This is a genomic window from Bacillus sp. MRMR6, from assembly GCF_001940785.1.
GTDB lineage: Bacteria > Bacillota > Bacilli > Bacillales > Cytobacillaceae > Neobacillus.
This window is the reverse complement of sequence record NZ_MSLS01000007.1, coordinates 1-14,362: the sequence shown is the minus strand read 5'-3', so window position 1 is coordinate 14,362 and position 14,362 is coordinate 1. Positions and strand designations below refer to the sequence as shown.

Annotated in this window: 14 protein-coding genes, 1 pseudogene and 2 riboswitches; of the genes and pseudogenes, 2 read left to right on the top strand and 13 right to left on the bottom strand. The window is 39.4% G+C overall.

Features of this window, described 5'->3' with window-relative positions; genetic code table 11:
• Nucleotides 1-154 precede the first annotated feature (154 nt).
• Nucleotides 155-403: a YczF family membrane protein gene (locus BTR25_RS09125; protein WP_075687765.1), complete on the top strand. Its 249-nt coding sequence runs from the start codon at nt 155-157 to the stop codon at nt 401-403.
• A gap of 15 nt (nt 404-418) precedes the next feature.
• Here the strand turns inward: BTR25_RS09125 and BTR25_RS09120 are convergent, their stop codons facing one another.
• Together BTR25_RS09120 and BTR25_RS09115 are read right to left on the bottom strand one after the other, a co-directional pair.
• Nucleotides 419-640 (bottom strand): hypothetical protein, encoded by a 222-nt coding sequence (locus BTR25_RS09120; protein WP_075687764.1) that lies wholly within the window; start codon nt 638-640, stop codon nt 419-421.
• Between the two features lie 168 nt (nt 641-808).
• Complete coding sequence (locus BTR25_RS09115; protein ID WP_075687763.1) at nt 809-1,075, bottom strand: phage holin; 267 nt, start codon at nt 1,073-1,075, stop codon at nt 809-811.
• A 192-nt stretch (nt 1,076-1,267) separates the two neighbouring features.
• Between BTR25_RS09115 and BTR25_RS09110 the strand changes: the two genes are divergently transcribed.
• Entirely contained in the window at nt 1,268-3,373 is a 2,106-nt protein-coding gene (locus BTR25_RS09110) for a PBP1A family penicillin-binding protein (RefSeq protein ID WP_075687762.1), read from the top strand.
• 60 nt (nt 3,374-3,433) lie between these two features.
• On the opposite strand, the gene BTR25_RS09105 is transcribed toward BTR25_RS09110, so the two are convergent.
• The 11 genes and pseudogenes from BTR25_RS09105 to BTR25_RS09055 form a co-directional block, all read right to left on the bottom strand.
• Nucleotides 3,434-4,129: an ECF transporter S component gene (locus BTR25_RS09105; protein WP_075687761.1), complete on the bottom strand. Its 696-nt coding sequence runs from the start codon at nt 4,127-4,129 to the stop codon at nt 3,434-3,436.
• Complete coding sequence (locus BTR25_RS09100) at nt 4,105-5,748, bottom strand: ABC transporter ATP-binding protein (RefSeq protein WP_075687760.1); 1,644 nt, start codon at nt 5,746-5,748, stop codon at nt 4,105-4,107. Before BTR25_RS09100 ends, BTR25_RS09105 begins: the two co-directional genes overlap by 25 nt.
• On the bottom strand, nt 5,730-6,608 hold the full coding sequence (locus BTR25_RS09095; protein WP_075687759.1) for an energy-coupling factor transporter transmembrane component T: 879 nt from the start codon (nt 6,606-6,608) through the stop codon (nt 5,730-5,732). Before BTR25_RS09095 ends, BTR25_RS09100 begins: the two co-directional genes overlap by 19 nt.
• Before the next feature lie 18 nt (nt 6,609-6,626).
• On the bottom strand, nt 6,627-7,373 hold the full coding sequence (locus BTR25_RS09090; RefSeq protein WP_075687758.1) for a DUF4430 domain-containing protein: 747 nt from the start codon (nt 7,371-7,373) through the stop codon (nt 6,627-6,629).
• Nucleotides 7,374-7,439: 66 nt separating this feature from the next.
• A complete protein-coding gene (locus BTR25_RS09085) occupies nt 7,440-9,287 on the bottom strand; it encodes a DUF4430 domain-containing protein (RefSeq protein WP_075687757.1) in 1,848 nt (615 codons plus the stop codon).
• Nucleotides 9,288-9,381: 94 nt separating this feature from the next.
• A riboswitch (cobalamin riboswitch) is annotated at nt 9,382-9,565 on the bottom strand.
• A 170-nt stretch (nt 9,566-9,735) separates the two neighbouring features.
• Entirely contained in the window at nt 9,736-10,206 is a 471-nt protein-coding gene (gene ribH, locus BTR25_RS09080; protein WP_075687756.1) for a 6,7-dimethyl-8-ribityllumazine synthase, read from the bottom strand.
• A 61-nt stretch (nt 10,207-10,267) separates the two neighbouring features.
• Nucleotides 10,268-11,461: a bifunctional 3,4-dihydroxy-2-butanone-4-phosphate synthase/GTP cyclohydrolase II gene (locus BTR25_RS09075; RefSeq protein WP_075687755.1), complete on the bottom strand. Its 1,194-nt coding sequence runs from the start codon at nt 11,459-11,461 to the stop codon at nt 10,268-10,270.
• 34 nt (nt 11,462-11,495) lie between these two features.
• Complete coding sequence (ribE, locus tag BTR25_RS09070) at nt 11,496-12,158, bottom strand: riboflavin synthase (RefSeq protein WP_075687754.1); 663 nt, start codon at nt 12,156-12,158, stop codon at nt 11,496-11,498.
• A gap of 231 nt (nt 12,159-12,389) precedes the next feature.
• A riboswitch (FMN riboswitch) is annotated at nt 12,390-12,536 on the bottom strand.
• A 76-nt stretch (nt 12,537-12,612) separates the two neighbouring features.
• On the bottom strand, nt 12,613-13,083 hold the full coding sequence (locus tag BTR25_RS09065; RefSeq protein ID WP_075687753.1) for a GyrI-like domain-containing protein: 471 nt from the start codon (nt 13,081-13,083) through the stop codon (nt 12,613-12,615).
• A 69-nt stretch (nt 13,084-13,152) separates the two neighbouring features.
• Nucleotides 13,153-13,680 carry a CBO0543 family protein gene (locus tag BTR25_RS09060; RefSeq protein WP_254842666.1) on the bottom strand — a complete coding sequence of 176 codons (528 nt, stop codon included), beginning with the start codon at nt 13,678-13,680 and terminating at the stop codon, nt 13,153-13,155.
• 136 nt (nt 13,681-13,816) lie between these two features.
• Nucleotides 13,817-14,257: pseudogene (locus tag BTR25_RS09055) on the bottom strand (catalase-related domain-containing protein); the annotation flags it as partial.
• Nucleotides 14,258-14,362 lie beyond the last annotated feature (105 nt).

Here is a 14,362-nt window from a genome sequence, read left to right as displayed (position 1 = left end):
GAAAGATCATTACCATTTAATATCATGGTTAGAATATCCAAGATAACTTAGTTTATCCAAAATTTACTGATTAATGAATCTAAGGGAGGTTTTTGTATATTCGGCGAATTGGTCGGAACAATAAAAAGGAAATACGAGTGTGAGGGTGCTGGTGTTGAAAATTTTGATGGTTACTGGCTTATTAGCTGTTTCACTAATTTTTCTTATTATAGCCCTTGATTTATTGATGGGTACAAGCCTTTCAGAGGTCTTTCAAAAAGCTACCAACCCTTTTCGAGTAATGGAGCCTGGGGAATACATCGTGGTCATTCTCTTTACTTTGTCAGTTGTTATTCGTTCTTACTTTTCCGTCTTAAAAAAGAAAAATGCCTCCGCTTCGGTTGAAGAAGATTCTGACCATTAAAAAGATGAGCCCGCATTATAGCGAGCTCATCTTTTTATAATTTGATGAGTGTTGTTGGGTATTTCTATCGATATATTTCTTTGTAAAATAGTAACCTCTTACTATTCTACGAATCCATTTCTTCCTCAGTACTTGTTTTGGACCATAAACATATCGATTCCAGAAGAAATAATTCAGTTCCTCAAAAATAATGAAAATTAAATAAATACCAGTACAACCTGCAATCCAAAACCACATAATAAGTTCCCCTTTCCAACTGGATATAGAACCCTATTCGAAAGTGTAACCAAGAATGAGTAAATTCGTAGTATGTTAGTTGGTTAGTATAAAATATCCTAGAATTTTCCTATTTCTATCCTTAGTATGAATATATTTTTCTAATTTTTCAAGTATTCCGCCTTATCGTTAATTTGGTTTTGTATATCTCATCGCCCGTTCACTATCTCGAATCCCCTTAGTCGTTGGGTCCTGTACAAGACCTAGCATGGATAACAAAATAAAGATTGCATTTATGAAGAGCAGAATTGACTCTTGTATCGCATCTGAAAGCTGAAAATCTGTTATACCTAAAGAATTTAGACCGCCTAGCAGCATTTGAGCAACTATAAACAACTGTGCAACAAATGCGATTACCCAATTGCGATTTTGAAAACGAACTTTCCAGTTGATCATCTTATCATCATCTCCTTTGCCAAAAAGATTAATTCTTTCTAGTAACTAACATATGCTAACGGTAGAAAATGGTTGTCCACAAAAATCACTGAAAAATAAATTTTTACAAAAAAGTAAAAACGTTAAAATTTGTTCTTTATACCCTGGAAAATTTATAATGGTTGCAGGACCCTTTTGCTGAAAGGAGTTAGTATGGAGAAATTAAAGCCCTATTGGGAGAAGCTTGTCTTATTTTGGAAAAAGAAGCATCTCACACAAATTTTTTTATTAATCATTCTGGTCATCGTATTAGCAACCATCGTGTACTTCGGCTGGCTTGCGACACAGGCGAATGTTCAGTCTCTAAAAGAAGGTCTCAGTCAGCCTACCGTTATATATGACCGAAAGGAAGAAATCGCCAGCAATGTCGCTACCAACCGGACACAGGGTGTGACCGTTGACAAGCTGCCAAAATACGTCCCGAACGCAGTTGTTGCCATAGAAGATGAGCGCTTTTATGAGCATGGTGGTTTTGATATAAAGGGAATAGCACGTGCCTTCTTTCGTAATATATTCGCAGGACGAATAACGGGAGGCGGCAGTACACTTACACAGCAGCTTGCAAAAAATGCCCTACTCTCTCCTGAACAAACATATACACGGAAGGCAGAAGAGTTATTTTTAGCCGTGAAAATTGAAAAAGTCTATAAAAAAGACGAAATTCTGCAAATGTACTTAAATCAAGTTTATTTTGGCAGCGGGGCATGGGGAATCGGCAGTGCCTCAAAGAAATATTTTAATAAACCGATTACAGATGTGACCATCAGTGAAGCTGCATTGCTTGCAGGCTTGCTCCAATCTCCAAATTACCTTGATCCAACCAAAAACTATGACTTATCGATAAAGCGCAGAAATGTGGTCTTAGGGAAAATGAAGGAACACGGGATGATAACGGACGAGGAGTACACAGCTGCCAAAGAGGAAGAAATCAAGCTGAATGCTGGGACAGGCAGTGTAGTTGAACGAACATACCCTTATTATGTCGATGCGGTTTTAAATGAAGCAATCTCCAAATATGGCTTAACTCAGGAAGAAATCCTAACAAGAGGCTATCGGATATACACCGAACTTGACCAAAACCTACAGGCAGGTCTTGAGAAGGTGTACAGCAATAACGCATTATTTCCTAAAGGAATGGGTGGAGAAATCGTCCAAAGTGGTTCCGTTCTGATGGATCCTGCTTCTGGAGGTGTATTGGCCTTAGTTGGCGGACGTGGCGAGCATGTTTTTCGAGGCTTCAACCGTGCAACACAGCTGCGCGCACAGCCTGGCTCAACGATTAAACCTCTAGTTGTTTACACTCCGGCACTTGAAGCGGGTTATATGTATACTTCTGAATTAGTGGACGAATCCACCACATTCGGTGACTATAAACCGGAGAACTTTTCAAGAACCTACCAGGGCAAAGTCCCTATGTATAAGGCATTAGAGGAGTCCTTGAATATTCCTGCCGTTTGGCTGTTAAACGAGATGGGCATTGAAAAGGGAATTGATTCTCTCAAGCGATTCGGCATTCCAGTTGAAAAGGAAGATCGGCACCTGGCACTTGCTCTAGGCGGGATGAACAAAGGGATTTCTCCGCTTCAACTGGCAAATGCCTTCTCTGCCTTTGCAAATGGCGGAAAGCAAAGCGACAGCCATTTAATCACAAAAATTGTCGGACCCACTGGAAATGTGATTGCAGAGCGAGAAGCAAAGACAACGAAGGTTACATCTAGGGACGTGGCAGACGATATCACTTCTATGCTCCTTAATGTTGTCGAAACTGGTACAGGTAAGAAGACTCAAATACCCGAAGTCCAGTTAGCAGGGAAAACAGGTTCAACCCAGCTGCCCTACGCAGACATTAGTGGAACAAAGGATCAATGGATGGTGGGCTATACAGCTAATCTGGTCGGAGCCATTTGGATTGGCTATGATCAAACCGACCGTCAGCATTATTTACCAAGCAACAGTTCCGGTAATGTCGTCCCGATTTTCAAAGAAATCATGAAGACATCCCTCCCACACTGGCCAAAGATGAGCTTTGATGTGGTATCTGTGAATGACCAATTAGCCGGCAAAGGACAGGCAAGAGTCGAATTTAAAGAGCAGGCAGAGAAAATTACTAAGGAACTAAATGAAAATGCGCAAAAGATTGGCGAAAAAATTAACGAACAAGCGCCTGTTTGGAAGGAAGCAATTGGGAAAACTTTCGATGCAATTGGGGAAGGTATTGATATTTTTGTAAAAAAATTGCAGAGTTTGGGAGATAATTAAAAGAAAGTTTTGTTATTCATATGAAAAGGTCACGCAGTGCATCTGCCTGACCTTTTTCAGTTATTCGAGCAGACCATATTTCCGTTTGAATCTTGTTAAGGTTTTTACCCACATGTTCCCAAATAATAATAGAAAGAAGACGTTGGATGCCGAATGCATTGAATCAAATATTGCACTTCCTGCAAAATAAAGTAAAAGTGTCTCAGTTGTGACTACTGTTCCTGATTGGGTAAATGCTAGCAACCCCCAAAGATTCATGATCCAGCCGAATAGGAACCCCCATACAACTCCAAAAACGATTTTCCCCCATTTTGCTTTCATAAAATTTGTATTACGCAGAATTCCTGCGCTTAACCCAACTAAACCCCAAGCGAGCATTTGCCATGGTGTCCACGGACCTTGTCCTAAGATCATATTCGAGGCGAGAGCGGCTACAGTTCCTATCATCAATCCACTTTCAGCACCAAACACATATCCTGACATCATGATCACAAAGGTGGTTGGCTGCACGCTTGGTATACTTGCAAATGGGATACGAACTACTGCAGCAATCGAAGCTAGGACAGCCAGCAGGACCAACTCCCGAGGTTCCACTTTTCGACCTTCAAAACGATTTAAAAACATTAGTCCAGCAATAATCGTCATCCCTATGCTTAACCACAGGTATTGCTCATCCCACCAAAAACCAGCCGCAAGTAGAAGAACGGCAGCCATTATGAGAACAATCATTGTTACCTTCCGGCTGCTGGTGTACATTGCTTTAGTACCTCCTCAACAGTAGTCAGTGAGGATCCTGGCACATGGCGGAATAACCGCTGGATCATGGTTGAATAAAAGAAATTTCCATTAAAAAATGTATCAGGGTCTCCTTGCGAGGTAATATTCCCTTGGAACATCATACCGCATTTTGTAGCGTATTTAGCAGCGAATTCAATATCATGGGTTGACATTAGAATGGTAATGCCTTCTCCATTTAACTTATTGACGATCATCGAAAAGCTTTCCTTTGAGATTGGATCGAGTCCTTTTGTGGGTTCATCTAGTAAAAGAAGTTGTGGCTTTCTGATTAAAAGGCATGCCAAAGCTGCTTTCTGCAGCTCACCGCCACTTAAATCATAGGGATGCCTAGACAATACATGCGAAATGCCCAGCTCTTCGATTAGTTGACTGACTTCACTTTTGTCGTGAATTCCCCACTTTAGCATCGTTTCTTGGATTTCTTTTTCTACAGTATCTTGAATAAAAAATAACTTTGGATTCTGCGGTAAGTAACCAACCACTTTTGCGATTTCGTTGGTTTTCTTTGTATTGGTAAATATTCCATTATAAAGCAACTTTCCTTGTTCAGGCTTTACCAACCCAGCTATTAGCTTTAATAAAGTCGATTTCCCAGAACCGTTCCCACCTAATAAAGCAAAAAACTCTCCTTTTTTAAGTGAGAAATCCAAGTCTTTCAAGACATATTCCGTTTTCCGATCATAGCGAAAAAAAAGATTTTTCGCTTTAATCCATTCCTTCCCTAATGTCACCGGATGTTTTTCTGTTTCTTTTTTAAATATAAGCGTTTGCTGTTCAGTCCAATCCCGCCCTTGTTTTACAGTTAGCGGCAGCTTTCCCTTGCCACCCATACTGAAAAACAGTGATGGTATACTAGGAACATACGCTTTGTTCTTAGTATTCCAAACATCCACAAGAACTTCTTCAGGAGTTCCTTCGAATTGGACTTCACCCTTATCGAGCATGACAATTTTATCTGCTAAGGTGAAAACCTCTTCAAGCCGGTGTTCGGCAATAATAATGGTCATACCAAATTCATCATTTAATCTTTTAAGGATATCGAAAAATTCTCTAGTATTTACAGGATCTAACTGTGCCGTTGGTTCATCTAACAATAAGATGTCAGGCTGCATAACCAAAACAGAAGCCAGGTTAATTTGCTGTTTTTTCCCACCGGAAAGCTCATGGGTTTTCCTATGAAGCAAGGGCTCTACCCCAAAAAAGTGAACCATTTCTGCCACTCTGCTTCTCATTTCATTAGGAGTCAAACCGATATTTTCTAATCCAAAAACAATTTCATGCAATACATCATCAGCTACTACTTGGTTTTCAGGATCTTGAAAAACAAAACCAATTTCATTCGATAATCCACTTGAATTGTTAACATCCAGACCATTGATGATTATGTCACCTGCACGCTTACCATGCGGCTGTATTTCTCTTTTTAAACATTTTAATAAAGTACTCTTCCCCGATCCCGATGCCCCAAAAAGAACGACAAATTGACCTTTTTCAATCGAAAAAGAAAGGTTCCTAATGGCGGGTTCTGACCGGTCTGGATAAGTAAAATTGAATTGATTTATTTTGATAAACGCCATCGGAGCATTTCACCTATTTCAACTAGAAGTGGGAAGCTTAAGAAAAGCAAATAAAACATAAGGGTAACCATATCTTGCCAGGCTAACTGCCAAGACTCCATTACCGGATATATGCTTAAAAAGCCGTATCCAGATAATCTCGCAAATACGATTGTTAATAAAAGAATGGAAAGAAAAATAATCGCTGTACTATCTGCATTTCTAATTTTAAAATATTCATAAGAAGTCCGGTGTCCAACTCCATACCCTCTAGCCTTAATACTGTCAGCTGTTTGAATGGCTTCTTCTAAGGAATACGTTAACAATGCTTGGACATATAACATTCCATTTTTAAGCTTTGCGCTCCAAGGCCCATGTATAACCGATAATCCTTTACTCTGTTGGACCATCATGATTTCTTCCAGTCTCCTTCGCATTAAGGGAATAAATCTTAATGTCAGCATCAGAAGAACGGCAAACTGAGGCAGGAACTTTGCAAATAAAAATAATAACTTATTAGGTGTCATAATTAGATTATAGGAGATAAAAACAGCCATAACACCGACTATGCTCAGTGCGTTCATTCCACCATAAATAACTGCTTCAAGCGTAATTTTGTGGTTTGCAATCTCAAATAAAAGATGCCTTCCTCGTTCATTAAATAGAGGGTTCATGACCATGATGAGAACGACGGTTGTCAGCATTAAAAACAACCAGGTCCTAATTCCATTTAAACGATCCTGCATATAGTTGATTATTAAAATTAGTATAAACCCAAGGGGTAAAAAGACCGGATGTAGAAAGAGCAGGAATATGGAAATTGAGCCTCCATAATAGAGAAAAGGGACAAGCGGATGGAATCGTTCCAATCGATTTTCCATTACTTCTCCTCCAATAAACTATTCAGTATAGTAGCATTCAATCCGGTCACCGTCTTTTACATGAATAACCCCTATACTTTTTGTAATACTAGCGCCATTGTGAGAGAATACCCAGCCACTTTTCATACCGTAATCAAACTCGTAAATATGATCAATACCTTCGACATATGCAGTAGATCCGCTGCCGCGGGTTTCAATCTGGATATTATGTTTTTTTGCTGCCTGTGAAAGAATAGTTAGTATAGTATCCCCTTCTTGCATCGTCATCTTCGTTGCGCCTAATATCGTTCCACGATCTTTTGGACCAACGATTGAGATTGTAACTGTTGCAACAGGCTTTTGTTCCTCTACGGGTGTAGTTGTAGGAGGAGTTGAAGTTGTACCTGCTGCTGGCTGCGAATTACTTGGTTGAGCAGGTTTCGTTGTTGTTGTTGTAGAAGCAGTTGAACTTTTACTAGTGGTGGTCCCAGAATTATTTGAACCGCTTGAGCCGTTAGTAGATGTTTTTTGATTACTTTGGGTTGTTGCTGTATTTGGCTGTTCGGATTCTTCCGCCGCTGAAGTATCCGCATTAGGTGTTTCCTCTGAAACTTGATCTTGTTCATCAACGGTTTTCGACTCGTTGGTAACTTCCTTTACCACTTCAATCGGATCTTCTACTGGCTTAGTATCTTTAGTAGATTCTGCACTTGTACCACAGCCGGCTATACTAAAAGTGAGAAATAATATCGAAAGTAAGGTTGCTAACTTTAAATATTGCCGCACAAACTTTTCCTCCTCTGTTACCCTCCTGTATTTCACAGGAGGGTATTTGATTTCAAGGAAAAACGATTAAGCTTTCCTGCGTCTTTGCATAAAGAAATATAAACTACCGATTAGCATCAATAATCCACCTGCTACTAGAAGGTTGTAATGTTCTGTTGCTGTATTTGGAAGTTTATGACTGTTTGTATTAGGTTGTTCAGTTGTTTTCTCTACTACTGGAGACTCAGTAATTGGTTTATCAGTTTCGGGTTTTTCGATAACTGGATCATCTGTTACTGGTTCTTGGGCAATCACTGGTAAATGATAAAGTGAACCTTTGCCTAGATTAAATAACTGATAGGCAACTACCGCCTGAATCCCTTGCTGAGTAGAGAATACATCACTAACATCTCCACCCTGCCAATCAAAGCCGCCATCTGCATTTTGAAAGCTTATTAAGTAATGAAGTAAGCTGATGTCATCTTTTCTAAATAAAGAACCATTGCTATCAATTCCGAGTGCTGAAAGGGCAATGATGACCTGGGAGGCCGTGGAACTGTTATCAATTTTCGCCTTACTATACTTATCTGCTAAATATTGTACTGCCACTTCAACCTTTTCTAAGACCTCTGACTGTTTCTTATATGGAGCTAAGGCTGTTAACACCATCCCAGTGGTATCGATGTCACTGGTTGCACTGCCATCCCATGCCCAGCCGCCATCTGCATTTTGCCTTTCAAGTAAATAATTCACAAGACCTTCCCTTGACCATTTAGCTGAAGCTGGAAGCTCAAAATTAGCACTATCTAAAGCTAAAAGTGCGTAGGCTACTCCATTTAAGCCTTGTTTTGTTACATTACCGTTGTAAATACTATCAACTAGGTTATATCCTTCAATATTTGTAGGATCAGCTCCGGCAGCAAGAATTCCAAGAACATATCTCTCCGTGTCTGTAATACGTGAGAAATTTCCTTGTCTTTCTTTTATAATGGATTTTACTTTTTCAAGGTAATTAGACGGAATCGTTTTTCCTGCTCCCCTTAGAGCAACTGCTTCCCACTCAGTGATCTCATGGCTTAATACGTATTGTGTGGCTGCTTCTACAGACTGATTTAGTTCTGCTTCAGAAACTGTCCCTTCAGTTGGAGGGGTTGTTCCGTTATCATTGTCATCATCCGCTGGAGCATCTTCCCATGATTGGTACTTAAAGCTAATTTCATCACCAGCCTGAAGCTGGTAGCTGTCCGCTCCAACAGTCGCAGATTGGCCGTTAACATAGAATGCCCAAAAATAGGTTCCTTCTGCTGCAATCCCGTTAACACTGGTAATCATTTTCCCGTACTGTGTATCAAGATATTCGACCTTATCCGACCCTAACGTAACAAACAGCAGGTCGAATGCCGTAGGATTGTCAAAAAACGTTATCTCTGGTGAATCATTTAAAGTCTGATCAGCTTTATCCAAAACTTTCAAAGAGGCTGTATTCTCCGCTGGCTTCGTCCAATCGGTATACCTAAAGCTTAATTTGTCTCCTTGCTTTACCTTGTAGGAGTCGGCTCCAACCTGAGCCATTATTCCGTTAATATAGAATGCCCAGAAATGGGTACCCTCTGCCTTTAATCCTTTTATACCATTCAGCATTCTTCCATATGCTGTGTCTGAAAATTCAACATTTTCTTCCCCAACTGCTTTAATCAATGCCTCAGTTGCATTTTCACTCCCTGTTAACTCTACCACGGTTTCAGTTTGAAGTGGAATGCCCTCGTCGGCTCCTATTACCTTAACGGTGCTCCCGGCCGATTGCTCTGCTGCCAATACCGGTGCTTGGAAACCACTTGTAAGCATACTGACTACTAGGAGCAGTACCAACCAGATTTTTTTTTGTTTACTCATCATGTCTGTTTCTCCCTCTCTCTTGTTTAAAAAAGTCCCCATAAAAAAATCCCCCTATGTAGGAGGAGGAGTTATCTATGTTAAGTAAACGCAGTAAATGCATTTATAGTCTTAACACTCTCCTATCCGCGTAGGCTGTTGGTGTCAAAAACAGGCAGGTTTCCTGGCTCATGCTCATTGCTTCCTATGTCTTCCCGTCATTTGACAGTGACTTTTTATAGGTTGCTCACATTTACAGTGGCGGGACCGCGTTGGCTTTTTACCAACTTCCCTATTAAGCTAAGTACAAAACACTTAGCACCTGTTTTAAGTATTCTATTTTTTATGGTATGTCCATTATAGTAGAAAACTTTTATATTTGTATATAGATTTTATTAGAAAAACTCGGCACTCGCCAAGTCCTGAAGGCGAGTGCCTTAGTTTTTCTTATACTTTCCTATTAGCCAAAGAAGACATACAAAAACTGCATGTCTCCTTTAAAATGTACGGATTATTGCTCTAGGTTTCTGCAAAGATTAGCCATTTCAATCGCTGAATTGGCAGCATCCCAGCCCTTGTTTCCAGCCTTCGTACCTGCCCTCTCAATGGCTTGTTCAATTGAGTCGGTAGTTAAAACACCAAAAATAACAGGAATACCGCTGGACAATGCTATAGCAGAAACTCCCTTAGCTGCTTCATTACAGACATAATCAAAATGTGGAGTTGAACCGCGAATCACCGTTCCAAGGGTAATAACGGCATCATACTTTTTACTTAAAGCCATTTTTTGAGCGATTAAAGGAATCTCAAATGCACCCGGAACCCAAGCGATGTCTACATCGTCATCACTTACTCCGTGTCGTTTTAGAGCATCCTGAGCACCGCCCAATAATTTACTTGTAATAAACTCATTAAAACGTCCAACCACGATTCCGACCCTTAATCCTGTTCCAACTAAATTTCCTTCGAAAAGATTTCCCATGATAGTTTCCTCCAATAATAATTTATAGTTCTTGTTTTTGATTTTCGTTCCAGTCAACATATTAAAAATGAAATAAATGACCCAGCTTGTCTTGCTTTGTTTTTAAATAGTTTGCATTTTCCTTCCTCATCTCCATTTGCAGAGCTACCCGGTCAATTACCTCTAGGTCATATCCTTTGAGACCTTTGATTTTACGCGGGTTATTGGTTAGCAATCGCATTTTTTTAATACCTAGGTCTTTTAGAATTTGCGCACCAATTCCATACTCTCTTAAATCAGCCTTAAACCCAAGCTGCTCATTCGCCTCGACCGTATCAAAACCTTGTTCTTGAAGCTTATACGCTCTCATTTTGTTCAAAAGCCCAATGCCTCGGCCTTCTTGACGCATGTACAAAAGTACCCCGCTTCCCTCTTGCTCAATTTGACTTAGGGCAGCATGGAGCTGTGGACCACAGTCACAACGGTATGAACCAAAAACATCACCCGTCAAACATTCAGAATGTACTCTGACGAGGATCGGTTCTTCTGGATTAATTTCCCCTTTTACAATTGCCACATGTTCCTTTTCATCGATAAGATTTGAATAGCCAATGGCTCTAAAGTCTCCAAATTCTGTTGGTAATTGAATCTCAACTTCTCGTTTAACTAAATTGTCCTTTCGATTGCGATATTCAATTAAGTCCTTTATCGTAACCAACTTCATGTTCAACTCATCCGCAATCTTTCTCAGCTGAGGAACACGCGCCATGGTTCCGTCATCATTCATAATTTCACAAATTACTCCAGCAGGCTGTGAATCACAAAGTTTAGCAAAATCAACAGCTGCTTCCGTGTGTCCTGTTCGCCTTAAAACCCCGCCTTTTTTAGCAACTAAAGGAAAAATATGTCCCGGTCTTTTGAAATCAGATGGTTTTGACTCAGGGTCAATCATACTTAATACTGTTGCGGACCTTTCAAATGCAGAAATTCCTGTTGTTGAAAACTTATGATCGATACTAACCGTAAAGGCTGTACCATGCGGGTCGGTATTTTTTGTTACCATCGGAATCAAATCTAACTTTCTTGCCAACTCAGCCTCGATGGGTACACAGATTAACCCTTTTCCATGAGTAGCCATCAAGTTAATCACATCAGGAGTTGCTTTTTCTGCTAACGCAAGAAAATCTCCTTCATTTTCTCTATCCTCATCATCACAGACKATTATTACCTTTCCTGCCTTCAAGTCAGCGATTGCTTCTTCTATAGAGTCAAACATAACACAACTCCCCTTCTTATTAGATATTTACTATTCATGCAAACCCGTTCTCTTCTAAAAATTGAGCCGTGATGCCTGCAGGACCTTTTTTATTTGAATTACCGGCAGCAAGACCGTTTATAAAATGACCTACATATTTCCCAATCATGTCACTCTCAAGGTTAACAATTTCACCTGGACCTTTAAACCCTAATACCGTCTCTGATAGAGTGTGCGGAATCAGTGAAAGAGTAAAGCTATTTTCTGTCACACCAAACACCGTCAAGCTTGTCCCATCAACAGCTATAGATCCCTTTAGAATGACATACTTGAGCAGTTCTTCGTCTGCCTCAATTTCATAATAAACCGCATTTTCATGATGTTTTTTACTTTTGATCGTGCCAGTTCCGTCAATATGGCCAGATACGAAATGCCCGCCAAACCTGCCGCCTGCCGCCATCGCTCTTTCTAGATTCACCTTTGAACCCCGTTTTACACTCTTCAAGCTCGTCGCTTTCACTGTTTCAGGCATTACATCTACGGTAAACTGCTTATTCGAAAATGTTGTAACGGTAAGACATACCCCGTTCACAGCAATACTGTCACCGAGATGCACATCTTCAAGGAGCTTACTGGCCTCAATTGTTAGAACAAAACTTTCACTCGTTCGCTGGATATTTGCGACCAACCCAATTTCTTCAATAATACCCGTAAACATATCTATCTGGTCTCCTTACTTAGGTTCTCAGTAATCAGAATATAAATGCCTACCTGATCCACTAGTTAATTTTGAAGCAACATTCATGTAATATGTACCGAGCGAAATAAATACCCTTAAAAGGAGATAAAAAAGGACCCTGAAGAGACAATCGCTTCAGGGTCCTTTAAAGGCAATAAGAAATTAGGGCTTAAAAAAGGGTAAACTTATCCCTTTTTTATAACCGTACTTTTTTTCCTTCTCCCATCCAGACTTTAACTGTCGGCCCTGGAGTTTCACCAGATCCACCGCTTAACCATAGGTTAACCGGGTCACGGACTAAGAAGCATAAGCTTCATCACCGCCGGTTAGGAATTTCACCTGACCCCGAAGGAACATATTCATTTTATTATTACCTAATGATAGCAATAATTTGTAATCACGTCTAACAATATGTCAAATTTTATTGAGATAATTAGTATTTATAACATTTAATAGGTAAAAGAACCTCAAAATGTAACTTTCCTGCAGCATTTTCCTCTTTATGCTCTTGGTTATATATTTGTAAACTCAAAGCTTGCTCGTCCACTTCATACCCGTAATCTTTCATCCATTCAAAAATGCGAGAGTAAGTACTTTCTACTTCCTCTAACTTCCCTACATGGGTAGCAACAACATAGTTCCTCTTAGGAATCGAAAAACCAACCATTCCCTCTGGGATATTTTCGATTCTATCTACAGGTGCGGTTACATAGTAGGTCAGCTCTGTTTCCCGAATGTGTAAGGGAGCAACCATGATTGATTCACCCGTCTGAAAACACACTTCACCAAGGCGGGAATCCATTCTATTAAAAAGCTTTGGAATTTCGTTTAATTCCGAATATGGACCATTCCATGAAATACCGACCACCTTCATTTCCTGTTTTTCGATTACTTTTATTCCCATCTGAACTTCCCCCTTTTCCTCTATAATTTAAATATTCGAACTCTATCTTAAAAATTCCTTTAATTATTCTTATTTTAAAATACTTTGCGAGATATTGAATATATTCCATAAAAATATAGAAAAAAGAACTGAAATAACCCAAGCAATAAGCGGCCTTTTATAGTGAATAGCTAAAGTTGTAAACATCACTAGGCTAAATAAGCTCGACCACCATAGGTTCCAGCCATGTTTATGCATAATCCCACCTAAAATTAAGTCGATTTTTTCAATTGCCACATATAAAAAGGTCCAAAATAGAATATAAATGAATCTTTTCACATTAGTTCCTGGTAAATGACCGAGGAAGATTATTAGTGTAGCTGGATACTTTATTAACATAATCAATAAGGTAATATGAGTATGCTTAGCCCATGCTTTGTCACTGCCAACTGGAACATATTCCCACATGCTATACTGAAAAAATAAAAATTGGTACAAAAGATCCACAACAATCCAAAATAAAAAAGTCGGATAATAGTGCTTCCAATTTCTCCAATCGCCCCACTTTATTGCAGCAAAAATAAAAATTAAAGTATAAATAATATTTAAATTGATCAACGGGCCCGGCTCCTCCACACCATTATACCTATAATCCTTTCCAACAACTGTAAATTTATTACAATTACTCTATTGTATAAAAAGTCAAAAAATTAAAAGACTGTTCAAATTTGAACAACCTTCTACTACTAATCTATTATTTAACTTCTAGAGCTATTGCTAGACCTAAACCGTTTGCGATTCTCTCACCATATTCTGCATCTGCTTTATAGAAGTGCTGAATTTGACGAAGCTTAATATCATCTCTTACAACAGGCTTCATGGCACCAACAATGGTTTCTACTAAACGAGTACGCTCTTCTTCATCCATTAAACGATAAAGGTCACCGGCTTGTGTGTAGTGATCATTATGATCATAAGCAACACTTTCTGCTATACCCATTACTGTGAAAGTAGTAGTTTTCGCTTCTTGTGCCTCTTTTGGACCGTCATAGCTATTTGGCTCATAATACACTGAACGGCCGCCATTGTCGTCCGCACGCATTTGACCATCACGCTGATAGTTGTTTACTTCTACTTTTGGTCTGTTAATCGGCAGCTGATTATGATTAGCACCTACACGGTAGCGGTGTGCATCAGATCACCTCATAACTATTTGTTTGGAACTACCTAAATTATAAAATAAATATCTTAAAAATCAATATTAAATAATAATAATTTTAATTTAATAATAATTTTATAA